The organism is Arthrobacter humicola (genome assembly GCF_039531445.1).
Lineage (GTDB): Bacteria > Actinomycetota > Actinomycetes > Actinomycetales > Micrococcaceae > Arthrobacter > Arthrobacter humicola.
Genome location: NZ_BAAAQB010000006.1, coordinates 197,016 through 223,206 on the forward strand (window position 1 = coordinate 197,016; position 26,191 = coordinate 223,206).

A 26,191-nucleotide genomic window follows, 5' to 3' on the forward strand; every position below is an offset into this window, starting at 1 on the left:
TGGCGTACTAGTTTTCGCCAGGGGGCTAGGGCTGGTGCCGCTCTTCACTGATGGCCGAGCTCATCCGCCGTAGGAACGTGATGACAACCCGGGCCTCTTCAGCGCTCATGGACTCGGCAACTTCCATCATCCGGCGGTGCATCTGCCCAAGGGTGGCGCGGACCTCGGAGTCTGTCGCGACCGTCGGCACAATCACGAGCGAGCGCCGGTCGGTGGGGTGCGGCTCGCGCCGGACATGTCCACTGGCAACCAGCCGGTCGATCAGTGAGGTGGTGGACGCGGTGGTGATCCCCAGGACGCGGCTGAGATCCTTGGGGCCGGCCCGCTCGCCGGTGGACTTGGCCCGCAGCAGGTAGCGCAGGGCCAGGAGGTCGGTCTCGCCCATGCCCATCGAATCGCGGGTGGATCGCCGGGTCGCCACCTCCGAGGCCCTGTAGTCGCGGAGGGCCTGCAGGATGGCCGCGGGGGGATCCAGCCTGTCATCGGGGCCATACCAATATCCGGAGGCCGGCGTGCCGTGGGAGTCCATCCGGCAATCCTAGCGGAACTGGTAACTAGCCTGCCGTACAATCCAGGATGCCTCGTTGAAGTGCCGGGCCCCGAAGCCCTTCCTGCCCTGGCGGGCGCGTCCGGGGCCGCGCACGCAAAAATCCCCGGCCTCCTGTTGCCAGGAAACCGGGGATTTTCCACTCTTCACGAGAAAGAGTGGGCCCTGTGGGGATCGAACCCACGACCCACGGATTAAAAGTCCGATGCTCTACCAACTGAGCTAAAGGCCCCAGCCAAAAGCGCCCAAGCCAGCGGACAAATCCGTAGCTGCGGCGCGTTTCAGCCCAGTCCATTTCTGGACGATTAATACTGTACCCCAGACGCGGGCCGGCTTTTCACCGTGGCGGGACCGGCGTCGGCCGTCACCGGGGGACCGCCGGCCGATCCTCGATTACCCGGCGGCACTGGAGTAGCGTGGTGGCATGAGCGAGCAAGCAGGATCCAGCGCCCCCGGCCCGCGGCACCACAAGCCGAAACCTTTCGCGCCGATCGATTTTGAACCGTTCGCCGGCGGGGCTGATCCCGCCCGCGTTTCGGAGGCGGCCCATCTGGCCGCCCAGGCGCTCGTGCGCCGCGGCCGCGACAGCGATGACCCCAAGGTCACCAAGCGGCTCGTGAAGCTCGCCGACGAGCAGGGCCTGGAAGCGATCGCCGAAATGTGGGCCGAGAGCCCGGCACGCTCACTCCCCGGTGCCCTGTGGCGCCTGTATGCCCTGCGGGCCGCCACGATCCAGGATCCGGAGCGGATTTCCGTGTACTTCAAGGCGGGAAAGGACACGGCCCAGGTGTCCCATGCGGTGGCCGGCGCTGCCGAGCCGCCGGGAGCGGACGAGATGAAATCCATGGCGGACGCCATCCTCTCCGGAGCCTTCGACGGCGACTTCGACGTCGCGCTCGAACGCTCTGCCGCGTTCTGCCGCGTTGTGGCTCTGGGCCAGGCAACCCTGGCCGACGGCGCCGAGCACAGCAACGAGAACCATGCCAGCAAGCTCACCCGCAACTCCCACCTCCTGGTCAAGACGGCGGAGGACCTCGAACACGCCGCCAACGCGTGGCGGCTCGGCGAATTGGACTAGAGGGCGGCCAGCCGGGCCTGCCTGGCTGCGATGCGCCTGCGGACCCAGCCGGGCCTGCCTGGCTGCGATGCGCCTGCGGACAGAGTTCCGGCGCCGCGACGGGCACGCACGGCGGGGGCAGGCTGTCAATGTTGACTTGATTGAACCTACGTAGAAAACTAAAAGCGGTGCCGAACCGCGAAACCCCCGGGCTTCAACATTTAGCCGCCTAGAGCGGCCTACCGCCGAGAGGCGTATCCGGTTCGGCACCATTTTTATGCCCTTTTGACGGTGACTTTCCCTACGGCTTTGACTGCTGTTTTGCCTGCGGTTCAAACTGCGGCATTGCCTGCGCCGACATACGCCGCGTCCGGACGGTCCGGGCCGGGCCGGACGGTAAAGTAATGCGTATGCGCTGGTCTCCGTCAAGTCACACGGCCGGCCGAGTCCACCCGCGAACCTCTCCCCGGAAGACCGGTGACACCACGTGAAGCTGCGCCTGTTCCCGCAGGAATCCGCCGGGCTGAACCTGCTCTCCCAAATGGCGCGCCAGATCGTGCTGGCAACCGGAACCCTGTCGGAGATCCTCGGCGTCCCGGCCAGTGAGCATGCCCGGCTGGTGGAGGACATGCACAACCATGAAGCTAAATCGGCGGAGCTGCACTTTGCGCTCCTGACCCACATGCGGACCAGTTTCGTGAACCCGCTGCCCCGCGAGGACATGTACGCGCTGTCCCGGTATCTCAACGAAGCGATCGAGAAACTCGATGCCGCCGCCGAGCTCGTCTCCCTCTACAAGCTGGAACGGCTGCCCAAACGCGCTGCGGACCAGCTGGAAATCATCAGCCGGCAGGCCGAGCTCACCGTCGACGCCATGCGGAAGCTGAACAACCTGGACGACCTTGAGGACTACTGGATCGAGATCCTGCGCCTGGCCAAACGTGCGGAACGCACGCACAGGGTCTGGGTTGCGGACATGCTCCGCGAGATGAAGTCGACGCAGTACGCGCGCAACCGCGACATCGCGAACCAGCTCGTGGAAGTCACCAAGGACATGCGCCGGATCGCCACCCAAGTAGGCAGCATCATCGTCAAGGAATCCTGACGTGATGATCTTCTTCTTTGCCCTGGTGCTGATCTGCGCCGGGGCGTTCGCGTTCCTCAACGGCTTCAGGGACGCGTCCTCGTCGGTGGCCCTGGCCGTGCGGACACGGGCGCTGACCCCCACCGTGGCGGTCCTGCTGGCCGCCCTGTTCAACTTCATCGGCGCCGGACTGAGCGCCGCCCTGGCGCTGGCTGTCAGCCAGGCGTGGGTGTCGCTTCCGCCAGGCACGAACGGCCTCACGATCCTGCTGGCCGGGCTGCTCAGCGCCATCCTGTGGGGCATCTACATGTGGTGGCGCGGGATTCCGACTTCCTCCACGCACGCCCTGGTCGGCGGTCTCGCCGGAGCAGGGGTCGCGAGCGTCGCCGTCGGCGGTCATCCCGTCACCGGTGTTGACGCTTCCCTCGTGTACCAGGTGGCGCTCCCTCTGCTGCTCTCACCGGTGATCGCTTATATCGGGGCGTACCTGCTGGTCTGGCCCGCCAGCTGGGCCGCCCGTTACACGCCGCCCAACGTGGTCAACTCCCGGTCGCGGCGCGCCCAGGCCATCGCCGCGGGCGCCGTTGCCTTCGGCCACGGGCTGCAGGACGGCCAGCGCACCAGCGCTGTGGTGATCCTCGCGCTGGTAGCAGCCGGGCTCTCCGACGGAGGTTCCGTGCCGGTGTGGGTGGCCGTGCTGACCGCCGTCCTGCTGTCGGCCGGAACGCTGGCCGGGGGCTGGCGGATTTCCTACACGATCGGCTACCGGCTGACCCGGATCGACCCCCTGCGCGGATTTGTCTCGCAGATGTACAGCTCGGTGATGCTGCTCGTGGGCGCGATCGGGTTGCATTGGCCCGTCTCCACAACGCACACCGTGACGTCGGCAGCCCTTGGCGCCGGCGCCAACCAGAGCTTCCCGGGCACCAACCGCAAGCTGGTGATCCGCATCCTGGCGCTCTGGGCCCTGACCCCGGTTGCCACTGCCGCCGCCGCGTTCGTCCTTCAGCTGGCGCTCTCGCCGCTGGCAGGGCTGTAGGACTCCTCGATTGCTCCGCAGGTGCCCTTTTGAGGGCTCAAAACGGCACCTGCGGAGCAATCGACGAGCGGGTTGGTCTATCCGAAGCGGCCGGAGACGTAGTCCTCGGTGGCCTTCTCGGTGGGGTTGCTGAAGATGGTCGGGGTGTCGCCGAACTCGATCAGCTTGCCCGGCTTGCCGGTACCGGCAATGTTGAAGAAAGCCGTCTTGTCGGACACGCGGGCCGCCTGCTGCATGTTGTGCGTCACGATCACCACCGTGTACTGGTCCTTGAGCTCGTTGATGAGGTCCTCAATGGCGAGCGTCGAGATCGGGTCCAGGGCCGAGCAGGGCTCGTCCATGAGGATCACCTGGGGCTCCACGGCGATGGCACGGGCAATGCACAGGCGCTGCTGCTGGCCGCCGGACAGGCCCGAGCCCGGCTTGGACAGGCGGTCCTTGACCTCGTTCCACAGATTCGCGCCCTGCAGGGAACGCTCCACCAGGACATCAGCCTCGCCCTTGGAGATCTTCTTGTTGTTCAGCTTCACGCCGGCCAGCACATTGTCCCGGATGGACATGGTGGGGAACGGGTTGGGGCGCTGGAACACCATGCCGATCTGGGAGCGGACCGTGACCGGGTCAACGCCGGGGCCGTAAAGGTTGTCGCCGTCCAGCAGCACCTCACCTTCAACCCGCGCACCGGGAATGACCTCGTGCATGCGGTTCAGGGTGCGCAGGAAGGTGGACTTGCCGCAGCCCGAGGGGCCGATGAAGGCCGTGACCGACTTGGCGTCGATGTTGATGTTGACGTCTTCGACGGCCAGGAATTTGCCGTAGTAGACGTTCAGGTCCTTGACGTCGATGCGCTTAGACATGGTGTTCCTTCACTTGCTGGAGGTATTGACGGCGGGCGCGGCGCTGGCCTAGCGGCCGGTCTTTGGGGCGAAGAGGCTTGCAACCAGGCGGGCGCCCAGATTGAGCAGCATCACCAGGATGATGAGCACCAAGGCCGCGCCCCAGGCCCGCTCGGAGGACGGGTCCGGGTTGGACGGTGAAGTGGGGTTCAGGATCTGGGTGTAGATGAAGGTGGGCAGCGAGGCCATCCAGCCGCTGAACACGTTGGTGTTGATGGTGGTTGCGAAGCCGGCGGTGACCAGGATCGGCGCGGTTTCGCCAATTACGCGGGCGATCGCGAGGGTGATGCCGGATGCGATGCCGGAGATCGCCGTCGGAAGGACCACCTTGAGGATGGTCCGCCATTTGCGGACGCCAAGGGCATAGGCTGCCTCGCGGAGCTCGTTGGGGACAATCTTCAGCATTTCCTCGCTGGAGCGGACCACCACGGGGATCATCAGCACGGAGAGTGCGACGGCGGCGACGGCACCGGTCTTGGTGCCCGGGCCGACCACGGCGAAGAAGGCGGCCGCGGCGAACAGGCCGGCCACAATCGAGGGGATGCCGGTCATGACGTCCACGAAGAAGGTGATGGCACGGGCCAGAGCGCGGTCCTGCCCGTATTCCACGAGATAAATCGCGGTCAGCAGTCCCACAGGGACCGAGATGAGGGTCGCGAGCACCGTGATCAGCAAAGTGCCCACGATCGCGTGGTAGATGCCGCCCAGCAACGGGGCGCCTTGTTCCACGGTCTTGTTGTCGAAGGCGCCGGTAACGCCGTTCATGGAGGTGGTGAGGAAGCCGGGATCCAGGAGCCCGGGGAGCCCGTTCACCAGCACGGTCCAGATCACCGAGACCAGGGGCAGCAGGGCAATCAGGAAGGAACCCACGACGAGGCAGGTCGCCAGCTTGTCCTTGGCCTTGCGCGAGCCTTCCACAACGAGGCTCCAGCCCACCAGGCCGGCGGCGAAGAGGATGGCGGAGACGAGTCCCCAGCCGAAGGCGTTGAATCCGATCAGGGCCAGGATAGCGGCGCCGAGGATTAAGGCAACGGCCAGGACGATATACGGTGCGGTCTTGGGCAGCTGGCCTTTGGTGAGGGCCGAGCGCTTCCGGACCGGGGTCAGGGTGGAGGTCATTTAGTTGGCTCCCGAGAATTCTTTGTGCCGGCTGATGATGCCGCGGGCGATCACATTCACGCCGAGGGTGATGACGAACAGCACCAGGCCGGCGGCGATCAGCGTGTTGACCTTGAGCCCGCTGGCCTCGGGGAAGTTCAGGGCGATTTCGGCGGCGATGGTCTGGTTTCCGGTCTGGATCAGGCTGGCGGTGAGGGCGCCGGAGGAAAGGACCAGCGCGACGGCCATCGTCTCTCCTAGTGCCCGGCCCAGTCCCAGCATCACGGCGCTGATGATTCCGGGCCGGCCGAAGGGCAGCACGGTCATCCGGATCATCTCCCAGCGGGTGGCGCCTAGTGCCAGCGCGGCCTCTTCATGCAGCTTGGGGGTCTGCAGGAAGATCTCGCGGGTCAGGGAGGTGATGATCGGCAGGACCATGACGGCGAGGACGATTCCAGCGGTGAGGATGGTCTTGCCGGTGGCCGAGGCCGGGCCCTGGAAGATCGGCAGCCAGCCCATGTTCTTGGCCAGCCAGTCGTAGGACGGGGAGATTTCCTTGGCGAGGAACGCAACACCCCAGGCGCCATAGACCACGGAGGGGATGGCGGCGAGCAGGTCGACCACATAGCCGAGGCCGGAGGCGAGGTTGCGCGGGGCGAAGTGCGAGATGAAGAGCGCCACACCGATGGCGAGCGGGGTGGCAATCACCAGGGCGATCACGGCGGCGATGAGGGTGCCAATGACGAGCGGCCAGATATAGGTGAAGAATCCTTCGCCGCCCTGGATCTGGTCGGCCGGAGCCACGAGGGCCGGGATCGCCTGGACGACCAGGAACAGTGCCACGCCGAAGAGCACGGCGAGGATCAGACACCCTGCCGCCAAGGTGGCGGCGGAAAAGACTTTGTCACCGGTGTGGCCTGCGCCCCGGGACTTGGTCAGGGAGGTGGTGGTCACTTCATGGTCCTTCGGTTTGGGTGGGAATCCGGGCTGGGGACGCGTCTGCGCCGGGGTCCGGCAAATCCTGGTTCTTCGAACAAATGCGTCGGTTCCCTGCCCCGTCGCGGCCGCCGGTGGCGGCCGTTTCGGAACAGGGAACCTTCGTCAGGCTGGTGTCTCCACTATGCCTTTGAGCGCAACGTTTCCCTAGGCCTTGCCCTTGACTGCCTCGAGGGCCGTCTTGACCTTGCCCTGGAGTGCCGCGGAGAGCGGTGCCGACTTGGCGGAATCGGCGGCGGCCTTCTGGCCGGCGTCGGACGCTGCGTAGTTCACAAAGGCCTTGACGAGGTCGGCGGTGGCCTTCGTGTCATAGGTGGTGCAGACGATGTGGTAGGACACCAGGACGATCGGGTAGGCGCCCGCAACCGTGGTGGTGCGGTCCAGCTTGATGGCGAGGTCGTTGGCGTTGCGGCCCTCGACCGGCTTGCCCTGGTCAACTGCCTTGGACGCGGCGTCGGCGGAGATCTTGGTGAAGGAGTCGCCGACCTTCACCTGCGCGGTGCCGAGCTTGCCGCTGACTGCGGAGTCATCGGCGTAGGTCACGGCGCCCGGGGTGTCGGTGACGGTCTTGACGACGCCGGAGGTGCCCTTGGCGTTCTCGCCCTTCAGGCTCGCAGGCCAGACGCCGGCGGCCTTGTCGGTCCAGACCTCGGGGGCGACGGCGGCCAGGTAGTCGGTGAAGTTCGTGGTGGTGCCGGAGTCATCCGAGCGGTTCACCGGGGTGACCTTGAGGTCCGGCAGCTGGACGCCCGGGTTCAGGGCCGCGATGGCGGGGTCGTTCCAGTTGGCCACCTGGCCGCGGAAGATCTTGGCAATGGTGGTGGCGTCGAGCTTCAGGTCCGTAATGCCCGGCACGTTGAACGCCACGGCGATCGGGGAAATGTAGACCGGGATGTCGAGAGCTCCGTCGGGGCCGCACTTGGCCTTGGAGCTGGCGAGCTCGTCGTCTTTGAGGTAAGCATCGGAGCCGGCGAACTGGGCCGAGCCGTCGAGGATCGCCTTGCGTCCGGCGCCGGAACCGTCCGGGGAGTACTGCACGGTGGCACCCGGGTTCGCGGAGGCGAAGTTGGTCTTCCAGACATCCATGGCCGCGCCCTGGGCGGTGGAGCCGACGCCGGTCAGGGTGCCGGTGACAGCGGGACCCGAGGCGGACGGCGCGGCGGACGTAGCCGCGTTGGTTGCGTTGTCCGAACCGCAAGCGGTCAGCGCGAGCGCGCCAACGGCGATGACAGCGATAGCCGCGTTGCGGCCGAAGCGGAGTGCCTTCACTTAGATGTACCCCTTCCAGGGCTTTGCGTGCCGGGCCGGAGAAGGCCCGCAAGGATGCGTACGGTTTGTACCTTTACCGAAGGTAGGTCGCCCAGATGAAGAGAATTGCGGTCCAAGGTGAACGGCTGGTTAACGACGCCGGACCATTGGTTTACATCTGCCGGGTCACCATTGTGTTCTGTGCGTCACAGTCGTATCGGTGAAGCCCCACAAAGAACCCTTGGGACAGACCCGCGTGCCGCACTGCCGCGCCTGCCCGTTGCGCCCGTGCATTGTGCCGTCCCGGCCCATGACACGGCCGTGAACGGCCGGGACGGGGCAGCAAATAGACTGGAGGGCATGGCCTCCGCGACTGGACTCTCCGCAAGCGCACGATTCCTGCGCGGCCGGATCCGCACCGGCTTTGTCCGGAGCCGGAACTCCCTCATGCCGGCCATCCAGATGACCGCGTGCGCCGTGGGCGCCTACGCGTTCGCCGAATACGTCCTGGGGCATAGCGGGCCGTTGTTCGCTGCCACCTCATCCCTGATTGCCCTCGGTTTCTCCCGCGACCCCAGGCTTCGCCGCGTCATCGAGGTGGGCCTGGGCTGCACCCTCGGGATCGTGGTCGGGGACTTGCTGCTGCACTGGCTGGGCTCCGGGATCTGGCAGGCCGCCGTCGTTCTCCTGTTTTCCATCCTGCTGGCCCGGTTTCTGGACAGCGGGACCATCTTCACCACCCAGCTGGGTCTGCAGTCAGTGCTCGTGGTGCTCCTGCCCGCGCCGGCCGGGGGCCCGTTCACCCGGAGCATCGATGCCGTGGTGGGCGGAGTGTTCGCGCTGCTCGTGACCATCCTCGTGCCCAAGGACCCCCGGCGTGAACCCCGCAATGACGTCAAGAAGCTCCTGCACGAGCTCGCCGAGGTGCTGCGGGAATGCGCCTCGGCGCTGAGCTACAGCGACGCCACCCAGGCCTGGCATGCGCTCATCCGCGGGCGGAACTGCCAGCCCCTCATCGACGCCATGCGGCAGTCGCTGCGCGCTTCCGGCGAGGTGGCCACCCTGGCACCCGCCTACCGGCGGCACCGGGACGAGCTGGACCAGATGGATCAGTCGCTCGACTATATAGATCTCGCGCTTCGCAACAGCCGGGTCTTTGCCCGCCGGCTAACCAGCGCCATCAACCATGCGGCGCTCTCGGACGAGGCCACCCAGAACATCGCCGAGATCCTGCAGGAGACGGCCGCCGCCGTCGACGAACTGTCGCTGGGCCTGGCCGAGGTGCACGACGGCACCCGCCGCGCCCACCTGCGCACGGCCCGCTCCGAGCTGCGGCAGATCGCCGGGCGCCTGCATCCCCGGATCCTGGACGTTCACCGGCTCGAGGGCGAAACGGTGGTCATGCTGTTCCGGCCGCTCATGGTGGACCTGCTCGAAGCCGCCGGCGTGGATTCCGGGGAAGCCCGGGACATCCTTCCCCCGCTCTAAGTACGGCCCCTCACCCCGGCCGCGCCGTTCGTTGTCGCTGCCCCCGGATAGTGTGGACCAATGGCTACAAAGACTTCCCGGGGGCCGAAGGCACCGGGCTACAAATGCGCCGAATGCGGCTGGACGACCGTCAAGTGGGTGGGCCGCTGCGGCGAGTGCCAGGCGTGGGGCAGCGTCGAGGAGACCGGCACCGCCGTCGCCCGGACGACGGCGGCCACCACGGTCCTTGAACCTGCCCGCCGGATCGCCGACGTCGACGCCACCACGGCGGCCTTCCTGCCCACCGGAGTGGACGAACTCGACCGCGTGCTCGGCGGCGGGCTGGTGCCCGGCGCCGTGATCCTGCTCGCGGGCGAACCCGGGGTGGGCAAGTCCACCCTCCTGCTGGACGTTGCCGCGAAGTTCGCCCGCACCGCGCAGGACGTCCTGTACATCACCGGCGAGGAATCCGCCGCCCAGGTCAAACTCCGCGCGGACCGGATCGACGCCGTCGCCGAATCCTTGTATTTGTCGGCCGAAACGGACCTCGGGCAGGCCCTGGGGCAGGTGGAAAAACTCGAACCGCGACTGCTCGTGGTGGATTCGGTGCAGACCCTGAGCAGCGCCGACGTCGAGGGAAGCGCCGGCGGGGTGTCCCAGGTGCGCGAGGTTGCGGCCTCCCTGATCGCCGCGGCCAAGCGCCGGAACATGACCACGCTGCTGGTAGGACACGTGACCAAGGACGGCTCCATTGCCGGGCCCCGCCTGCTGGAACACCTCGTGGATGTGGTCTGCCAGTTCGAGGGCGAACGGCACTCCCGGCTGCGCCTGCTGCGCGCCGTCAAGAACCGCTACGGACCTACCGACGACGTCGGCTGCTTCGACTTGAACGAGGACGGCATCGAGGGCCTCGCCGATCCCAGCGGCCTGTTCGTCTCGCGGACGAAGGACCCGGTGTCCGGAACCTGTATCACGGTGACGCTCGAGGGCCGCCGGCCGCTGCTCGCCGAAGTCCAGGCGCTGCTCGCCGAGAGCGCCAGCTCGCAGCCCCGCCGCGCCACGAGCGGCCTGGACAGCTCGCGCGTCGCGATGCTGCTCGCCGTCCTGCAGCAGCGCGCGGGCTGCCTGCTGAACAAAGATGACTCCTATGTGGCAACGGTCGGCGGAGTCAAGCTCAGCGAGCCCGCCACGGACCTCGCCGTGGCCTTGGCCGTGGCTTCCGCGAAGGCCAAGAAGCCCCTCCCCCAGCGCCTGATCGCCTTCGGCGAGGTAGGCCTGGCAGGCGAAGTCCGTCCTGTCCCCGGCATTAACCAGCGCATCCAGGAAGCACACCGGCTCGGCTTCACCCATGCCGTGGTGCCGTCCAGCCCCAACGGGCACGGGCCGGTGCCCGCGGGATTCACGGTCCGGGAGGTCGGCCACCTGGCCGAGGCACTGGGGCTGCTGATCAGCTGAAGCCCGGGCAGCCCTGGAACGTGGCGCCTGCAACCGGAGCCTCCGGTTGCAGGCACAAAGACGACTTAGGGCCCTAGCACTGGAGCGCCGGCGGACGCACGATTGGATTGTGGCCAGGGACGGTTGCACGGGATGCGGCCGGCCCGGCCGGCGCGACCGCGGCGAAGGGATGCGTCATGATGTGGGGTTACGGGTACCAGATCGGCTGGATGTGGCTTTGGGGCGTGTTGCTGCTCGCCGGGATTGCGGTGCTGGTCATCCTGGCCATCCGGCTCGTGACAGGCGGGGTTCGCCATGACGGCGGGGGCGTGGCGCCGGGCCCGGGCCAGCATGGTCCCGGGCAGTATCCGCCGCCGGGGCAGGTCACCCCTCCCGGTTCTTTTCCTGCTCCCAACGGACCTGTTTCCCCGCTCCCCGGACGGTCCCAGGCCCGCCTGATCCTTGACGAACGCTTTGCCCGGGGCGAGCTCTCCGCCGAGGAGTACCGCGAGAGCCTGAAGGTGCTGGGTGAGGAGTCCTAGTGCAGCCGCTCAGCCGCCGCAGCGCCCTGCTCCTGGGCGGTCTTGGCGTGGCCGGAGCCGCGGCCGGCGCAGCGGGGCTCGCCTGGACGCTGACGTCCCTCGGCGCGCCGGTTTCCGGGGCTGCCCTGACGCACCCGGCCGAACTTCGCAGCGCTGGCGGCAGCCTCGCGCTCGAGCTGGAGGCGGCCCGGGGTCCTGTGCAGCTTGCCGGCCGCCAGGCCACGGCCCTTGGCTACAACGGGACCAGCCCCGGCCCCACGCTGCGCCTGCGCGCAGGTGACGTGCTCAGCATCCGGCTGACCAACCGCTTGGCTGAACCCACCAACCTTCACGTGCACGGGCTCCATGTGTCCCCGGCGGGGGCTGGGGACAACGTGTTTGTCGCGGTGGACCCCGGCGGCAGCTTTGATTACGAATACCGGCTGCCGGCCGACCACCCGCCCGGCGTCTACTGGTACCACCCCCACCACCACGGCATGGTCGCGGAGCAGATCTTCGGCGGCCTTTTCGGCGCGATCGTCGTCGAGGACGCCGTCCCCCTTCCGGTGTCTATGGACCGCGTCCTGGTGGTGTCCGACACGGACCTGGACGCCGCCGGAAACGTCCGGGACGTTCCGCCATCAGAACGCATGGCCGGCCGGGAAGGCGGGCTGGTGCTCGTCAATGGCCAAAGCAACCCTCTGCTTAGCGCCCTTCCCGGGCAACGGGAGCGGTGGCGGCTGGTCAACGCCTGCGCTGCCCGCTACCTGCGGCTGCAGCTGGACGGACAGAGCATGCAGCTGCTCGGCATGGACTCCGGGCGCTTCCAGTCGCCGGCAGCCGTGGAGGAGGTGCTCCTGGCGCCGGGGAACCGGGCCGACCTTCTCGTGACGACGATGGCCGGCGAGTCCGTTCTCCGGTCCGCTTACTATGACCGCGGCAGCATGCCCGGCATGATGGGCCGGGGTCCCGCCGGACGGGCCCAGGGGGACCCCTCCCAGGGCGTCTCCCTGGCGACGCTCCAGGTAGCGGGCGAATCCGTCCCCGGCCCCTCCGGGGTGCCGCCCCAGCCTGCCCCCGCGGATCTGCGCCAGGCACCTGTCGCCGCGCACCGGCAATTCCTGCTGGCAGCCGGCATGGGCGGAGGGAGCATGGGCGGAGACGGCACCGGGATGATGGCCTTCACCATCAACGGCCGGGAATTCGACGAGGCCAGGACGGACACCACCGTAGCGGCCGGCAGCGTGGAGGAGTGGACCGTGGTCAACACCAGTCCCATGGACCACCCGTTCCACCTGCACGTCTGGCCGATGCAGCTCATCTCGGTCGATGGCGCAGCCCCCGCCTCCCCTGCCTGGCAGGACGTGGTCAATGTGCCCGCGAACGGACGCGTGACCGTCCGGATTGCCTTCAGAGACTTCACCGGACGATCCGCGTATCACTGCCACATCCTGGACCACGAGGACCTCGGGATGATGGGCGCCATCGAGGTCCGCTGAATCACTCGACCTCTTGCGCGAAATACCCCCCCGGGGTATGTTGGGGCGTAGCCATCAATGACTGAGCACCCTTCAGGAGCATGCATCATGGAACACCGGCACACCGGCCCCGGCGTTGACAAGAGTGTCGACCAACACACCCACAGCCACGGCCCGCACGGGACGCCGCACGGTGGCCACGGGGTGCATGCGGCCGCCCCCGCCACGGCAGGCCCAGCCGGGGACAGCCACATGGTGCACAGCCAGGGACAGCATGCCGGGCACAGCGTCGCGATGTTCAGGGACAGGTTCTGGCTGAGCCTGGCCCTGGCCGTTCCGGTGGTCTTCTTCAGCCCCATGTTCGCGGATCTCCTCGGCTACGAGCCGCCCGTCTTTCCCGGCTCGGCCTGGATTCCCCCGGTGTTCGGCACGGCGATCTTCATCTACGGCGGCCAGCCCTTCCTCAAGGGCGGCCTCAGTGAGCTGAGGACGCGCAAGCCGGGAATGATGCTGCTGATCGCGATGGCCATCAGCGTTGCCTTCATCGCCTCCTGGGTGACCAGCCTGGGCCTGGGCGGTTTCGACCTCGACTTCTGGTGGGAGCTGGCGCTACTGGTCCCCATCATGCTGCTGGGCCACTGGATCGAGATGCGCGCCCTCGGCTCCGCCCAAGGCGCACTGGATGCCCTGGCAGCTCTTCTGCCCGACGAAGCCGAACGCGTCACCGGCGCCGGGACGGAGACTGTCAGCGTCTCCGAGCTCCGCGCCGGAGACACCATCCTGGTCCGCCCCGGCGGCCGGATGCCGGCCGACGGTACGGTCAGCGACGGCCAGGCCGAATTCGACGAATCCATGATCACCGGCGAATCGAAAACTGTTCTGCGAACACCGGGGGATCCCGTGGTGGCCGGCACCATCGCAACGGACAACTCCGTGCGGGTCCGGGTGTCAGCCATCGGCGAGGACACCGCCCTCGCCGGGATCCAGCGTTTGGTGGCCGAGGCGCAGGCATCGTCCTCCCGGGCCCAGGCCCTCGCCGACAGGGCGGCCGCGTTCCTCTTCTACTTCGCCGCCGGAACCGGCCTCCTCACCTTCGTCTTCTGGACCTTGATGGGCAGCGTCACCGACGCCGTCACCCGCACCGTGACCGTCCTCGTGATCGCCTGCCCCCACGCCCTGGGCCTTGCCATCCCGCTCGTCATCGCGATCTCCACCGAGCGGGCAGCCCGGGCGGGCGTCCTGATCAAGAACCGGATGGCGCTGGAGCGGATGCGGACGGTCGACGTCGTGCTCTTCGACAAGACCGGAACCCTGACCCGGGGCGAGCCGGAGCTCAAGGGAGTCGTGAGCGCCGCAGGCGCCGGCACGGCAACCGGCCAGGACGCAGTCCTGGCCCTCGCGGCCGCCGTGGAAGCCGACAGTGAACATCCCGTAGCCCGTTCCATCGTCGCCGCCGCCCGGGAACGGGGGCTGGAGATTCCGACGGCGGACGGGTTCACCTCGCTGACCGGCCGCGGAGTCCGTGCCACGATCGGTGGCCGCACCGTTTACGTGGGCGGCCCTGCACTGCTCCGGGAACTGGGTCTGCAGGAGCCCCCGGCTTTGGCCGCCGCCACCGAGGCCTGGCTGGAGCGCGGCGCGGCTGTGCTCCACGTGGTGGACGGCGGCACCGTGCTGGGCGCTGTCAGCCTCGAGGATGCCGTACGGCCCGAGTCCCGCCAGGCCGTCCGAGCCCTCCAGGCCCGCGGCATCAAGGTGGCCATGATCACCGGCGACGCCCGGCAGGTCGCGCAGGCCGTCGCCGCCGAACTAGCCATCGACGAAGTGTTTGCCGAGGTCCTGCCCGCGGACAAGGACAAGAAGGTGGCAGAACTACAGGGCCGGGGGCTGAGAGTGGCCATGGTGGGCGACGGCGTCAACGATTCCCCCGCGCTGGCACGGGCGGAGGTGGGGATTGCGATCGGCGGCGGCACGGATGTGGCCGTGGAATCCGCCGGTGTGGTCCTGGCCGGCAACGACCCCCGGGCCGTGCTGTCGATGCTCGACCTGTCCAAGGCGAGTTACCGGAAGATGTGGCAAAACCTCGTGTGGGCCACCGGGTACAACATCATCTCGGTGCCGCTGGCGGCCGGGGTTCTGGCCTTCGCGGGGATCGTCCTCTCCCCCGCCGCGGGCGCCGTGATGATGTCGGCGTCGACAATTGTGGTGGCCCTGAACGCGCAATTGCTGCGCCGGCTCAAGCTCAATCCGGCTTCTGCCGGCTGAGCGGAAGAAGCCAGGCATGCCGGAGACGAACCCCCGCGATTCATCATTCGGGCGATCCTTTGCCCGCGTGGGCCCGCGGATGGACGCCCGTGGGGCGGCGGAGCACCGTCGGCGCCTCGTGGAAGCGGCGTACGGCGTCGTCGTCGAAATCGGAGCGGGCTACGGGGCCACCTTCCCGTTCTACCCTTCCGCGGTAACGGGCGTGCTGGCCCTCGAACCTGATCCCACGCTCCGGGGGTTGGCCCGCGCTGCTGCCAGCAAGGCGCCGGTGCCCGTCACCGTACAGGACGGCGTGGCGGAAGCGCTGCCGGCGGCGGACGCCTCGGTGGACGTGGTCGTCTCCAGTTTGGTGCTGTGCAGCGTGGCGGACCAGGCGACCGCCCTGGCGGAAGTGGTCCGGGTCCTGCGGCCCGGCGGCATGCTGCTGTTTTATGAACATGTCCGTTCGGCGCACCGGGTGCTGGGGGCCGCCGAAGACCTGATCACACCGTTGTGGAGCCGCGTGGCAGGCGGATGCCACCCGAACCGGGACACCGCTGCCGCGATCGCCGTGGCCGGCCTCACCGTGGAGGGCCTGGAGCGCTTCGGCTTTTCGGCCCTCCCCGGCAACCCGCGGCTGGCCCACGTCCTTGGGGCGGCGAGCAAAGCCTGAGCCCCCCGCCGGCGTGACGTTCCGTCCAGAGCGGCTCCGTCCCAACCTCCCGGCCCAACGTTCCCGGGCTCAAACGCTCCCGGGCTCAAACGCTCCCGGCCCAACGTTCCCGGGACGGCACGCAAAAGGACGCGCCACGCGAAAGGGACGCCCGCCACTATGGCGGACGCCCCTTTCGGCGATGCTCTCCGGGCGGACCCGGCCTTGGTGGCTAGGCCTTTTTGGGAGGCAGGGCCAGCTTGAAGATCTTGGCCCATGTGGAGCCGACCTGCTTCAGGAGCGGGCCCGTGGTGTACGGCAGTCCGTAACGCCGGCAGATCTCCTGCACCTTGGGCGCCACTTCCCCGTAGCGGTTGGACGGCAGGTCCGGGAACAGGTGGTGCTCGATCTGGTGCGAGAGGTTGCCGGTCATGAGGTGCATGAACTTGGAACCGGAGATGTTGGCCGAGCCGATCATCTGCCGCACGTACCAGTCACCGCGGGTCTCGCCCTCGACCATTTCCTCGGTGAAGGTGTCAGTACCTTCGGGGAAGTGGCCGCAGAAGATCACCGCGTGCGCCCACACATTGCGGACGGCGTTGGCTGTCAGTGTGCCGTAGAGGGCCTGCTTGCCTGAACCGGTGAGCATGGCGACGGCGGGCGTGGCGGCGTAGTCCTTGGTGAACTGCTTGAGAGCCTTGCGGCCGAGGGCCTTCAGGTCCCGGACGAGGGCTTCCTTGGATTTCCTGCCCTCCTTGAAGTCCTGGAGTTCGAGGTCGTAGATCGCGATGCCCCACTCGAAGACGGGGGCCAGGAGCGCGTTGTAGACCGGATTGCCCAGGTTGAACGGCGTCCACTTCTGCTGGGGATCCATGCGCAGCAGGTTGTATCCGACGTCGTTGTCCTTGCCGATCACGTTCGTCCAGCGGTGGTGGAGATCGTTGTGGGTGTGCTGCCAGGAGCGCGCGGGGGTGACGAAGTCCCACTCCCACGTCGTGGAGTGGATGTCCGGGTCCCGCATCCAGTCCCACTGGCCGTGCAGGATGTTGTGCCCGAGTTCCATGTTTTCCAGGATCTTGGCGAGGCTCAGCAGGGACGTGCCGGCGACCCAGGCGGTCTTGTTCTTGCTGACCAGCAGTGCGGCGCGGCCGGAGATTTCCAGGCCTCGCTGGATTTTGATCATGCGGCGGATGTAGGCGGCGTCGGAGGATCCGCGTTTGGCGAGGATGTCGTCCTTGATGGCGTCAAGTTCGCGGCCCAGCTCCGCTACCTGCTCGTCAGAGAGGTGCGCGGCTGCCGGCGGACGCACCAGCGGACTGCCGGACTCGGCAAGGGCGCCTGGCCGCTTCTTCGCGGCCGTGCGCACCTTTGCTGCCGCGACATCGACGGCTGAACCGCCTACGGCGGGGGTGTTCGCGTCGGGGGTGTCGGCGTCGGATAGATCAGGCGTGTTGGAAACAATCGTCATACGGTAATACTCCTCAGAGGTCGAGGTTAACGGGGCCGGCGGCTGCCGACACGCACGTCTGGATTAGTTGGCCCGGCTCGCCGTGCACTTCGCCTGTGCGAAGGTCGCGGACGTGGCCGGCCCGCAGCGGGATGAGGCAGCTGTGGCAGATGCCCATGCGGCAGCCGCTGGGCATCAGGACTCCGGCGTCCTCGCCGACATCGAGCAGCGGGGTGTCGCCGTCGGCCTCGACTTCGCGGTCGGAGGCCTCGAAGGTGACCAGGCCGCCGTCGTGCCCGGCACCGGCGGCGAGGCTGGTGGTGAAGCGTTCGATGGTCAGGGTGCCCGGCCGGACTGCCGCGGACGGCGCGGCGTCCTCGGCTTCGGCCTCCCAGAGCGCCTCGGTGTCGTTGAGGAAATCCTCCGGACCGCACGCGTAGGCGGCGCGCTGGCGCCAGTCCGGGCACAACCGGTCCAGATCGGCAGCGGAGGTGAAGTCCAGCCGTCCGCGGTCCCCGGTGAACCAGTGAGTGACGCGGAAGTTGGGGAACTGGTCTGCGAGCTCGGCGAGTTCCTCACGGAAGATGGCGTCCGCGGCGGTGCGGGCCGTGTGGATGAGGACGACGTCGGAGTCGGGACGGTGCGGCACGAGGGTGCGGATCATCGACATCACGGGGGTGATTCCGCTGCCCGCGGTGAGCATGAGCAGCGGGCGCGGGTGTTCCGGCAGGACAAAGTCGCCCTGCGGGGGCGCCAGGAACAGGATGTCGCCGGGTTTGGTGCCGCGGACAAGAGCGCCGGAAACGGCTCCCATGTCGGTAACCGTGATGGCCGGATCCTGCCCGGCGGGGGCGCTGAGCGAATACGACCGCCAGTGGCGGACACCGTCGAGCTCGACGCCGATTCGGGCCCACTGGCCGGCAAGGTGCGCTTGCCAGCCGCGGCCGGGGTGGAAGAAAATGGTGGCGGAATCGGCCGTTTCTGGAACCACCCGGGTGACTACGCCACGCAATTGGCGTGCGGAGAACACAGGGTTGAACAGCGACAGAATGTCTTCTGGAGCTAGGGGGGTGGTCAGTAGAGATGCGGCGCGCGCCAGCTTACGGAGCCGGATCATTCATTAACCATATGTCAGTTTGCGCCATACTTCTTCACCCAAGGCATACGATCGACTGTAGAAAACTATCCCGCCGCAACAACTCGTTGGATTGTCTATGAACGCCTCCCCTGTCCGGGAGCCCGCCGGCTCCGCTCCCGCCTACGATCCGCCGTGGCTGGCGTTGCCCCGGGAGGTCAGCGACATGCTGCGGCCCAGGATGCCCGGCATCGTCGAGGCCATCATCGAGGCCGTCCCGCAGCTTGTTCCGGCGTATGCCAGGCCGATTGAGGGGCGGTTCGGCCGCGGCCTGAGGAGGGGTGTGGCCGCGGCGCTGGACCGGTTCCTGCAGCTGCCCGGGACCCGGCTACCGGCGCTGTCCCAGGAAAGCCGGGATCTGGTGGCCGGGCTGGGCAGCGGGGAATTCCGGCAGGGCCGGAGCATGGACGCCCTGCTGAGCGCCTACCGCATGGGTGCCCGCGTGACCTTCCGGGAAATGTCCCGGGTCTCGGTGGAACACCATCTGGGCCAGGGCGTCGTGGTGGACCTGGGGGAATCGATCCTCGCCTACATCGACGAGCTCTCGGCCGTGAGCGCCGAGGCCTACGCCTTCGAACAGTCCGAACGCGCCGGAGCGGTGGACCGCCGGCGCACCGAACTGCTGGACCTGCTCCTGCTCGGCCAGGCCGACGAGGCGGCCCTGCGCCAGACGGCGGCGATGGCGGACTGGTCCCTGCCCCAGCGCATGGCGGTGGTGACCCTTCCGCTGGACCGGGCAGCCGGGCTGCGGCTGCGGCTCGGCCCAGGAGCCCTGGTGATTGAACGCGAGACCGACGTCGTGGCCCTGGTGCCGGCGCGGAAGTCGCAGTCTGCCCGGGAGGAGCTGGACCGCGCCCTGAAGGGGCGCGGAGCCTCCGTGGGGCCCTCCGGCGGCTGGGAAAAGGTCCCGGATTCACTGCGGCTGGCCGTGCTGGCGGCCGCGGCGCTGCCGCCGCGCGAGGGGCCCGAGGACCCACCGATCTGGGCTGACGAGCACCTGGCGCAGGTGGTTCTCGCAGCGGAGCCCTCGGCGATTACCGAGCTGGCCAACCGCCGACTGGCACCGCTGGAAGGACTCCGGCCGGCGCAGCGGGAGCGGCTTGCCGAAACCCTGCTCTCCTGGCTGCGCCACTGGGGCCAGCGGGCCCCCGTGGCCGCCGAACTCGGGATCCATCCTCAGACCGTCGGTTACCGGGCGGCGCAGTTGCGCGAGCTCTTTGGCGACGCCCTCGAGGACCCGACGGCGCGCTTCGAGCTTGAGCTGGCCCTGCACGCCGGCCGGCGGTAGGCCGCTTACCCGGCGAGTTACCCGGCGAGCGCCTGCCGGCTGTGGAGCCGCAGTTCCAGGTCATGCATCACGAGCGCCGCCAGGTCCTCCAGCGCGGAGGTGTCCTCGTCGCTGAACTCGCGGGGCTCACGGTCCAGGATGCAGAAGGTGCCCAGGTTGTAGCCGTCCGGAGTGCGCAGCGGCACCCCGGCGTAGAACTGCAGGCCGAAATCGCCCGCCACGAGCGGATTGGACAGCGTCCGGGGATCCTTGGTGGCGTCCTGGACAATCCAGGCATCGCCCTGCAGGACTGCGGAGGCGCACAGTCCGGGATCGCGGCCGATTTCGCTGACGTCCGTGCCGTGGTGGGCCTTGAACCAGATACGGTCATGGTCCACCACGCTGACAATCGCCACGGGCACCGAGAACATGCGTGCGGCGAGCGCCGCGATGCGGTTGAAGGCTCCGTCCGCCGGGGTGTCCAGGATCCGGTACCGCTCGACCGCCTGCATGCGCCCGTCTTCATCGGTCAGCAGAAGAGCCGCGTCCCGGCGGTGGCGCCCGGCGCCGTTGATGACTTCCTGTCGCAGGGCCAGGGACACTTCCCGGGCCGGCGGGCGGGCCGCCGGATCCCTGTCCAGCATGGAGGTCAGCAGGGCCACCCACATGGGCGCGAGCCCTTCGGGGATGTCCGGGTCGTTGAGTAGGCGGGCCAGCGCGGACTGGACCGGCGCGCCGGGGTAGGCCATCTTCCCGGTCAGGCCTTCCAGCAGGACCAGCCCCAGCGAATAGACGTCGCTGGCGGGGCCGGCCGGTTCTCCGGCGGCCTGTTCGGGGCTCAGGTAGGCGGGGGTGCCTGAGCTGTCGTCCGGGTCTCCGTGGTGGCCTTTGCGGATGGTGATCGCCACGCCGAAGTCGCTGAGTTTGGCGCGCGGACGCCGGTCCTCCACGCTGTAGTCCACAAGGAGGATGTTGGCCGGTTTGACGTCCCGGTGGATGATGCCGTGGTGGTGGATGTGTGCCAGTCCGTCGGCGAGATCGTGTCCGATCAGCGCCATGTGGGCTGCGGACAGCGGTCCCTCGGCCGAGCGGCGGCGGAGGTCGGGGCCGCGGACGAGTTCCATCACGAGGTAGCTGAGCTTGCGGTCGGGGTTGCTCAGATCCGTCCCGGCATCGAACAGCGTCACGAGGGCATGGTGGGCCATCCCGGCGAGGATCCGCACTTCGTCGTTTTGCCGGCGGATGCGTTCCTCCTCCACCGCATTTTCGTACACGGCGCCGTCTCTGAAGAGCTTGACTGCCACTTCGCGTCCCAGGACCTCGTCCGTGGCACGGTACACGCTCGATTGGCTACCCCGGCCAATGAGTTCTTCGAGCCGGTAACGCCCGCTCAGCAGAAAACCGGGGTCCATGGTTATTGTCAAAGGTTTACGTGGTCCCTCTAATGGGGCCCGCCGGTGAATATCGGGCGGATCAGTCCAAAGCCGGAAACCGACCCGGCGCCCGCATCGTTAGCAAGGTTACTTATGATAACGCGGAAACCGGATTCCGGAAGACTCTCCAGGGAACCTTCCGGCACCGGCGCCTTGCCGCTATTTGGCGGGGTTGTGCGTGCCGATCGGAACCAGGGTGAGGTCCGGGTGGTTCTTTTCGATCCGACGCAGGGCCCAGACGTCGTTGAACAGGGCCAGATATTCCCCGTCGGACCGCAAGAGAACCTCCGCGCCGGGCACGTTGGCCAGCGCAGGCGTCGCATCCGCCGTCGAAATCCGGGCCAGGGAATACGGGAGCCGCTCCAGCCGCATGGGCGCGCTGAAGTCGTGCGCCATGCGGTCTTCAACCACCTCGAACTGCATGGGGCCGACGGCGGCCAGAACGGGCGCCTGGTCGCCGCGGATGTCGGAGCGGAGCACCTGGATGACGCCCTCGTGCTCGAGCTGTTCGATGCCGCGGCGGAACTGCTTGAACCGGCTGGGGTCCTTGGAGCGCGCCACCTGGAAGTGTTCCGGGGCGAACAGCGGGATCGCGGGGAACTCCACGGGCTGGTCCAGGAACAGGCTGTCCCCCACGCGGAGGGAGGAGGCGTTGACGAGGCCCACGACATCGCCCGGGAAGGCTTCATCGATCACCTCGCGTTCGCGGCCGAAAACCTGCTGGGCGTACTTGGTGGCGAAGGACTTTCCCGTCCGGCCCTGGGTGACCACCATGCCGCGCTCGAACATGCCGGAGCAGACCCGGATGAAGGCCACGTGGTCGCGGTGGGCCTTGTTCATGCCGGCCTGGACCTTGAAGACGAACCCGGCGAAGGGGGCATCGACGGGGCGGGGCTCGCCGTCGACGTCGGGCCGCGGCGCGGCCGGCGGGGCGAAGTCGACAAGGGCGTCGAGGATTTCCTTCACGCCGAAGTTGAGGGCTGCAGAGCTGAAGAGGATCGGCGTCGCTTTGCCGGCATGGAAGGCCTCGACGTCGAACGCGAGGTTGGATTCGATGACCAGTCCGGCCTCGTCCACCGCGTTGGACCAGTCTTCGCCCTGGCTGGCGGCGGCCTCGTCCGGGGTGAAGTACTCGGTGAGGGCGATGTTGGCGCCGGCGTTGTTGCGCTTGAACTGCGCGAAACGGTCGTTGCGCAGGTCCCAGACGCCGCGGAAGTCGCCGGAGATGCCCACGGCCCAGGTCAGCGGCATCGGCTGCAGCCCGGTGCGCTCGGTGATCTCGTCCATGAGGGCCAGTGCGTCCAGGCCCGGCCGGTCCCATTTGTTGATGACGGTGATGATGGGCAGGTTCCGCTGCTTGCAGACCTCGAAGAGCTTCATCGTCTGGGTTTCCAGGCCCTTCGCGGCGTCGACCAGCATGACGGCGCAGTCCACGGCTGCCAGCACACGGTAGGTGTCTTCCGAGAAGTCGGCGTGGCCGGGAGTGTCCAGGAGGTTGATGACGGTGTCCCGGTAGGCGAACTGCAGTGCGGCCGAGCTGATGGAGATGCCGCGGTCCTTTTCCATCTGCATCCAGTCCGAGACCGTCTCCTTGCGGTTGGCCTTGCCGCTGGAGGCACCGGCCGTGCCGATCACCTTGGCGTGCAGCGCGAGGGCCTCCGTGAGGGTGGATTTGCCGGCGTCGGGGTGCGAAATGACCGCGAAAGTCCGGCGCCGGGCCGCCTGCTTGTGAATCTCCTGGACTCGGGCGGGGCTGAGGACTTCTTGAGACACGATGCTACTTTCGCTGCGGCTGTGGACGGGTCACGGCGCGGAGAGCCCGCGGTACACCCAAGGATCCAAGTTTATCGCAGGCCGTGGACCCGCACGAAGTGGCGGCCAAACACCTTGTACCAACACCGCGCAGGGCACCACGCGCGGCGGCCGCCCGGCTGCACCAAAGTGCCGCCGCCGACGGGACCCGCGACAGCCATTCCGGGGGCTTCGCGCGCACGTCGCAATGGACCACTTTAAGGCTTGCCTGTGCGGAAGTGGCTCTGCTTTACCCCTATCATGGGGAGAGCGGGGAACTGAGTACTTTTGATCCTGCCGGTGGACCCTGGAAACCGGCGTACCTGCGGGCCAGTGCCCGCACCTTTGAAGGGAAATCTATGGCTCGGAGCCCTGAAGATTCGCTCAAGGCGACTCTGGCCAGAGTGGCACCGGGCACCGCCCTACGAGACGGTCTGGAACGCATTCTCCGCGGACGCACCGGCGCGCTGATTGTGCTCGGCATCGACCGGACCATAGAGTCCATCTGCTCGGGCGGCTTCGAGATCGGTATCGATTTCTCCCCCACGCGGCTGCGCGAACTGGCCAAAATGGACGGCGCCATTGTCTGCGACAAAGATGCCAGCAATATCCTGCGCGCGGCGGTCCAGCTTGTCCCGGACTCGAGCATCGAAACCCAGGAATCGGGCACCCGGCACCGGACCGCGGAGCGGGTGGCCATCCAGACCGGAGTCCCTGTCATTTCGGTCAGCCAGTCGATGCAGATCATCGCACTGTACGTGAACGGGCTGCGGCATGTCCTGGAGGGCTCGGAGAAGGTCCTGGCCCGCGCCAACCAGGCCCTGGCAACCCTGGAACGCTACCGCTCGCGCCTGGACCAGGTGACCAGCTCGCTCTCCGCCCTGGAAATCGAGGCCATGGTGACGGTCCGCGACGTCGCGGTCACGCTGCAGCGCCAGGAAATGGTGCGCAGGATCTCCGAGGAAATCTCCCAGTACGTCCTGGAACTGGGCGAGGACGGCCGCCTGCTCTCGCTGCAGCTCGACGAGCTCACCGTGGGACGAGGCCCGGGCAGCGACGTGATCATCCGCGACTACTCCGGCCCGGCGGCAACCGCCGAGGACATTGAGAAGGCGGTCAAGGCCCTCGTGAGCCTGGGCCCCACCGAGCTGATCGATCTGGGCAAGATCGCCGGGATCGTCGGCTTCGCCGGCGGCGAAGCGAACCTCGACGCCGTCGTGCAGCCGCGCGGCTACCGCCTGCTCTCCGGCCTCAAGGCCGTGCCGAAGGCTGTCGCCGACCGCCTGGTGGACCACTTTGGCGGCCTGCAGTTCCTGATGGCGGCAACGATCGATGACCTCATGACCGTGGATGGGATCGGTGACCAGCGGGCCAGGACCGTCCGGGAGGGCCTGAGCCGCATGGCCGAGGCCAGCCTGCTGGACCGCTTCCTCTAGCCCGCCTCACCTTTCCGACACCCTTCGACGGGAACTAGTTGAGCTGGAATACGGCCTTGTCGCTGGTCTTGTTCGCCAGCCGGGCCGTGAAGACGTAGTAGGCGCCGCCGGCTCCGGGCTTGGCGGCGACGGGTTCGCAGCCCTGCACCGTGCGGTTGCGCTGCCACGGGAAGTTCGCGGTCTCGCTCTTGCCCGGCGCGATGGTCTTCATCAGGTCAGTGCTCTCCGCCTGGCAATCCTTGGACGAGAAGATCCGGTCCGAACCGCTGGTGATCATGTATTCCATCTGCGACGTCCCGATGTTGACCGTGCACGGCACCTTGTTGTTGTTGGTCACTTTGAGGGTTAGCAGCGGCTTCTCCCCCGCGGCATAGACCTGTTGGTCGGTGGCGGCCGTGACGATCAGCAGATTCTGCTCGCAGCCATCGCCCGATGTTGTGGGGGTGGGAGTGGCCGACGGGTCCTCCGAAGCCCCGGGGCTCCCCGACGCTGAGGCTGTTGGCTGGTTCGACGGCGCGGCACCTGCCCCGGACGGCTCGCCCGACGGCGCCGTTCCCGCTCCGGAAGGCTGACCTCCGCCCAGGGCGTTGGAGACGGCGGCAAAGCCGCCGAAGGCGACGGCGAGGACGATTAGCAGGACCACGCCCGCAAACAGCCGGCGTCGGCGGTACACCGGGCTGAGCGGACGCCGTCCGGGCCTTCCGGCGGATTGGCCTCCGCCGGGTCCTTTCGGCCGTGAACCACCCGTTGCTGAACTGCCTTGCCTGACCATTCTTCTAGCCTAGAGAACCCTGCGGGCTATGGCGTCCGACCACGCCGCGGGACCCGCAGCCGTCCGGATCGGTTCGCCGGATCTATTACGCTGAATGGATCGAAACTCTAACCCACACCCCTTCCGTCGATGCCGTGGCGCCACCCGGATCCCGGGCCGCCGGGCCGCTTCCCTCCGGTGAGCTTGCCGCCGGAGGGCTTGCCGTTGCCGCGGATCTGCCCGCCCTCCACACCGCGCTGGATGACTGGTTCGCGTCCAACGCCAGGGAGCTGCCGTGGCGGGCGGCGGAGTGCACGCCTTGGGGCGTGCTGGTCAGCGAGGTCATGCTCCAGCAGACACCGGTGGTCCGGGTTCTGCCGGTCTGGGAGCAGTGGCTGCGCCGCTGGCCGGAGCCGTCCGCCCTCGCCGCGGAGCCCGCGGGGGAAGCCGTCCGGTCCTGGGGCCGGCTGGGGTATCCGCGGCGCGCGCTGCGCCTGCACGCGGCCGCCGTCGCCATCAGGGACAGCCACGCCGGGGCGGTCCCCGGCGCCTATACCGAACTCCTGGAACTCCCGGGCGTGGGCAGCTACACAGCAGCCGCCGTTGCCGCCTTCGCCTTTGGGCGCCGGGAAACGGTGGTGGACACCAACATCCGCCGGGTCCATGCACGCCTGGTCTCGGGCTCGGCGCTGCCGTCGCAGGCCCTGACCGCAGCCGAAATGCGGCTGGCGGCATCGCTGCTCCCGGAAGACCCGGCCGCCTCGGTCCGCTGGAACGCCTCCGTCATGGAACTCGGCGCGATGGTCTGCACGGCCCGGGCCCCCAAGTGCGGGCAGTGCCCGGTCCGTGACTCCTGCGCCTGGCTTGCCGCCGGCGAGCCGCCGCCGACGTACACGCCAAAGGGCCAGTCATGGCATGGCACGGACCGGCAGGTGCGCGGCGCTGTGATGGCTGTCCTGCGGGTGGCCGAGGACCCCGTGGCGCCGGAACTGTTCCACCGGGCCCCGGCGGACCTGGGCTTCGAACCGGATGGAATCGGGATTCCGCTCGCGGCCCTGCACCGGCTCAATGCGGCTCCCGAACAGCTGGAACGCGCGCTGGCCGGCCTGCTGGGAGACGGGCTCGCGGAGCTGCACCGGGGCGGCTTCCGGCTCCCTGCCTGAGGATCTA

The 26,191-nt window shown here is 68.0% G+C and carries 22 protein-coding genes and 1 tRNA gene; 12 read left to right on the forward strand and 11 right to left on the reverse strand.

The features are described 5' to 3' along the window. Positions 1–25: 25 nt before the first annotated feature. Together ABD243_RS01845 and ABD243_RS01850 are read right to left on the reverse strand one after the other, a co-directional pair. Complete coding sequence (locus ABD243_RS01845; protein ID WP_344361411.1) at positions 26–529, reverse strand: MarR family winged helix-turn-helix transcriptional regulator; 504 nt, start codon at positions 527–529, stop codon at positions 26–28. 177 nt (positions 530–706) lie between these two features. After that, positions 707–779: transfer RNA gene (locus tag ABD243_RS01850), tRNA-Lys, on the reverse strand. A gap of 192 nt (positions 780–971) precedes the next feature. Between ABD243_RS01850 and ABD243_RS01855 the strand changes: the two genes are divergently transcribed. The 3 genes from ABD243_RS01855 (at position 972) to ABD243_RS01865 (ending at position 3,727) form a co-directional block, all read left to right on the forward strand. Further along, the gene (locus ABD243_RS01855; protein ID WP_344361414.1) at positions 972–1,625 is read left to right on the forward strand and encodes a hypothetical protein; all 654 of its coding nucleotides are present in this window, start codon (positions 972–974) and stop codon (positions 1,623–1,625) included. Positions 1,626–2,091: 466 nt separating this feature from the next. Next, positions 2,092–2,709: a DUF47 domain-containing protein gene (locus tag ABD243_RS01860; RefSeq protein ID WP_116765472.1), complete on the forward strand. Its 618-nt coding sequence runs from the start codon at positions 2,092–2,094 to the stop codon at positions 2,707–2,709. Between the two features lie 4 nt (positions 2,710–2,713). Further along, positions 2,714–3,727: an inorganic phosphate transporter gene (locus ABD243_RS01865; protein WP_344361734.1), complete on the forward strand. Its 1,014-nt coding sequence runs from the start codon at positions 2,714–2,716 to the stop codon at positions 3,725–3,727. Between the two features lie 77 nt (positions 3,728–3,804). Here ABD243_RS01865 and pstB read toward each other — a convergent pair whose 3' ends face one another. The 4 genes from pstB to pstS form a co-directional block, all read right to left on the reverse strand. Beyond that, the gene (gene pstB, locus ABD243_RS01870) at positions 3,805–4,584 is read right to left on the reverse strand and encodes a phosphate ABC transporter ATP-binding protein PstB (RefSeq protein ID WP_091250115.1); all 780 of its coding nucleotides are present in this window, start codon (positions 4,582–4,584) and stop codon (positions 3,805–3,807) included. 48 nt (positions 4,585–4,632) lie between these two features. Beyond that, positions 4,633–5,742: a phosphate ABC transporter permease PstA gene (gene pstA / locus ABD243_RS01875; RefSeq protein ID WP_116765471.1), complete on the reverse strand. Its 1,110-nt coding sequence runs from the start codon at positions 5,740–5,742 to the stop codon at positions 4,633–4,635. Further along, positions 5,743–6,675 carry a phosphate ABC transporter permease subunit PstC gene (pstC, locus tag ABD243_RS01880; protein WP_091250109.1) on the reverse strand — a complete coding sequence of 311 codons (933 nt, stop codon included), beginning with the start codon at positions 6,673–6,675 and terminating at the stop codon, positions 5,743–5,745. It lies immediately after the preceding gene. A 189-nt stretch (positions 6,676–6,864) separates the two neighbouring features. Then, the gene (pstS, locus tag ABD243_RS01885) at positions 6,865–7,986 is read right to left on the reverse strand and encodes a phosphate ABC transporter substrate-binding protein PstS (RefSeq protein ID WP_344361421.1); all 1,122 of its coding nucleotides are present in this window, start codon (positions 7,984–7,986) and stop codon (positions 6,865–6,867) included. Between the two features lie 339 nt (positions 7,987–8,325). Here pstS and ABD243_RS01890 point away from each other — a divergent pair, with 339 nt between their 5' ends. The 6 genes from ABD243_RS01890 (at position 8,326) to ABD243_RS01915 (ending at position 15,782) form a co-directional block, all read left to right on the forward strand. Next, positions 8,326–9,453 (forward strand): FUSC family protein, encoded by a 1,128-nt coding sequence (locus ABD243_RS01890; RefSeq protein WP_344361423.1) that lies wholly within the window; start codon positions 8,326–8,328, stop codon positions 9,451–9,453. Positions 9,454–9,513: 60 nt separating this feature from the next. Next, entirely contained in the window at positions 9,514–10,887 is a 1,374-nt protein-coding gene (radA, locus tag ABD243_RS01895; protein WP_116765468.1) for a DNA repair protein RadA, read from the forward strand. Positions 10,888–11,063: 176 nt separating this feature from the next. After that, positions 11,064–11,408, forward strand: a complete 345-nt coding sequence (locus ABD243_RS01900) for an SHOCT domain-containing protein (protein ID WP_344361428.1) — start codon at positions 11,064–11,066, stop codon at positions 11,406–11,408. Beyond that, positions 11,408–12,886 (forward strand): multicopper oxidase family protein, encoded by a 1,479-nt coding sequence (locus ABD243_RS01905; RefSeq protein WP_344361430.1) that lies wholly within the window; start codon positions 11,408–11,410, stop codon positions 12,884–12,886. Before ABD243_RS01900 ends, ABD243_RS01905 begins: the two co-directional genes overlap by 1 nt. Before the next feature lie 87 nt (positions 12,887–12,973). After that, on the forward strand, positions 12,974–15,130 hold the full coding sequence (locus tag ABD243_RS01910; protein WP_344361433.1) for a heavy metal translocating P-type ATPase: 2,157 nt from the start codon (positions 12,974–12,976) through the stop codon (positions 15,128–15,130). Between the two features lie 16 nt (positions 15,131–15,146). Beyond that, on the forward strand, positions 15,147–15,782 hold the full coding sequence (locus ABD243_RS01915; RefSeq protein ID WP_344361435.1) for a class I SAM-dependent methyltransferase: 636 nt from the start codon (positions 15,147–15,149) through the stop codon (positions 15,780–15,782). Positions 15,783–15,993: 211 nt separating this feature from the next. On the opposite strand, the gene ABD243_RS01920 is transcribed toward ABD243_RS01915, so the two are convergent. Further along, on the reverse strand, positions 15,994–17,229 hold the full coding sequence (locus ABD243_RS01920) for a fatty acid desaturase family protein (RefSeq protein WP_237563262.1): 1,236 nt from the start codon (positions 17,227–17,229) through the stop codon (positions 15,994–15,996). Positions 17,230–17,242: 13 nt separating this feature from the next. Continuing rightward, positions 17,243–18,325, reverse strand: coding sequence for a ferredoxin reductase (locus tag ABD243_RS01925; protein ID WP_344361440.1), 1,083 nt, complete (start codon positions 18,323–18,325; stop codon positions 17,243–17,245). 97 nt (positions 18,326–18,422) lie between these two features. On the opposite strand from ABD243_RS01925, the gene ABD243_RS01930 reads away from it, so the two are divergent. Beyond that, positions 18,423–19,631 (forward strand): PucR family transcriptional regulator, encoded by a 1,209-nt coding sequence (locus ABD243_RS01930; RefSeq protein WP_116765464.1) that lies wholly within the window; start codon positions 18,423–18,425, stop codon positions 19,629–19,631. A gap of 17 nt (positions 19,632–19,648) precedes the next feature. Here ABD243_RS01930 and ABD243_RS01935 read toward each other — a convergent pair whose 3' ends face one another. Both ABD243_RS01935 and ABD243_RS01940 read right to left on the reverse strand, forming a co-directional pair. Then, positions 19,649–21,022 carry a protein kinase domain-containing protein gene (locus ABD243_RS01935; RefSeq protein ID WP_344361443.1) on the reverse strand — a complete coding sequence of 458 codons (1,374 nt, stop codon included), beginning with the start codon at positions 21,020–21,022 and terminating at the stop codon, positions 19,649–19,651. 180 nt (positions 21,023–21,202) lie between these two features. Further along, positions 21,203–22,816 (reverse strand): peptide chain release factor 3, encoded by a 1,614-nt coding sequence (locus ABD243_RS01940; RefSeq protein ID WP_344361445.1) that lies wholly within the window; start codon positions 22,814–22,816, stop codon positions 21,203–21,205. Between the two features lie 377 nt (positions 22,817–23,193). On the opposite strand from ABD243_RS01940, the gene disA reads away from it, so the two are divergent. After that, the gene (disA, locus tag ABD243_RS01945; RefSeq protein WP_091250080.1) at positions 23,194–24,270 is read left to right on the forward strand and encodes a DNA integrity scanning diadenylate cyclase DisA; all 1,077 of its coding nucleotides are present in this window, start codon (positions 23,194–23,196) and stop codon (positions 24,268–24,270) included. A 34-nt stretch (positions 24,271–24,304) separates the two neighbouring features. Here the strand turns inward: disA and ABD243_RS01950 are convergent, their stop codons facing one another. Beyond that, positions 24,305–25,042, reverse strand: a complete 738-nt coding sequence (locus ABD243_RS01950) for a hypothetical protein (protein ID WP_425547106.1) — start codon at positions 25,040–25,042, stop codon at positions 24,305–24,307. Positions 25,043–25,347: 305 nt separating this feature from the next. Here ABD243_RS01950 and ABD243_RS01955 point away from each other — a divergent pair, with 305 nt between their 5' ends. Then, complete coding sequence (locus ABD243_RS01955; protein ID WP_344361737.1) at positions 25,348–26,184, forward strand: HhH-GPD family protein; 837 nt, start codon at positions 25,348–25,350, stop codon at positions 26,182–26,184. Positions 26,185–26,191: the final 7 nt, after the last annotated feature.

Coding starts and splice junctions, on each gene's coding strand:
- ABD243_RS01925 (WP_344361440.1), bottom strand. CDS start 18,325: ATGATCCGGCTCCGTAAGCTGGCGCGCGCCGCATCTCTACTGACCACC.
- ABD243_RS01910 (WP_344361433.1), top strand. CDS start 12,974: ATGGAACACCGGCACACCGGCCCCGGCGTTGACAAGAGTGTCGACCAA.
- ABD243_RS01930 (WP_116765464.1), top strand. CDS start 18,423: ATGAACGCCTCCCCTGTCCGGGAGCCCGCCGGCTCCGCTCCCGCCTAC.
- ABD243_RS01935 (WP_344361443.1), bottom strand. CDS start 21,022: ATGGACCCCGGTTTTCTGCTGAGCGGGCGTTACCGGCTCGAAGAACTC.
- ABD243_RS01915 (WP_344361435.1), top strand. CDS start 15,147: ATGCCGGAGACGAACCCCCGCGATTCATCATTCGGGCGATCCTTTGCC.
- ABD243_RS01920 (WP_237563262.1), bottom strand. CDS start 17,229: ATGACGATTGTTTCCAACACGCCTGATCTATCCGACGCCGACACCCCC.
- ABD243_RS01900 (WP_344361428.1), top strand. CDS start 11,064: ATGATGTGGGGTTACGGGTACCAGATCGGCTGGATGTGGCTTTGGGGC.
- pstA (WP_116765471.1), bottom strand. CDS start 5,742: ATGACCTCCACCCTGACCCCGGTCCGGAAGCGCTCGGCCCTCACCAAA.
- ABD243_RS01845 (WP_344361411.1), bottom strand. CDS start 529: ATGGACTCCCACGGCACGCCGGCCTCCGGATATTGGTATGGCCCCGAT.
- pstB (WP_091250115.1), bottom strand. CDS start 4,584: ATGTCTAAGCGCATCGACGTCAAGGACCTGAACGTCTACTACGGCAAA.
- disA (WP_091250080.1), top strand. CDS start 23,194: ATGGCTCGGAGCCCTGAAGATTCGCTCAAGGCGACTCTGGCCAGAGTG.
- ABD243_RS01950 (WP_425547106.1), bottom strand. CDS start 25,042: ATGGTCAGGCAAGGCAGTTCAGCAACGGGTGGTTCACGGCCGAAAGGA.
- ABD243_RS01855 (WP_344361414.1), top strand. CDS start 972: ATGAGCGAGCAAGCAGGATCCAGCGCCCCCGGCCCGCGGCACCACAAG.
- ABD243_RS01890 (WP_344361423.1), top strand. CDS start 8,326: ATGGCCTCCGCGACTGGACTCTCCGCAAGCGCACGATTCCTGCGCGGC.
- radA (WP_116765468.1), top strand. CDS start 9,514: ATGGCTACAAAGACTTCCCGGGGGCCGAAGGCACCGGGCTACAAATGC.
- ABD243_RS01865 (WP_344361734.1), top strand. CDS start 2,714: ATGATCTTCTTCTTTGCCCTGGTGCTGATCTGCGCCGGGGCGTTCGCG.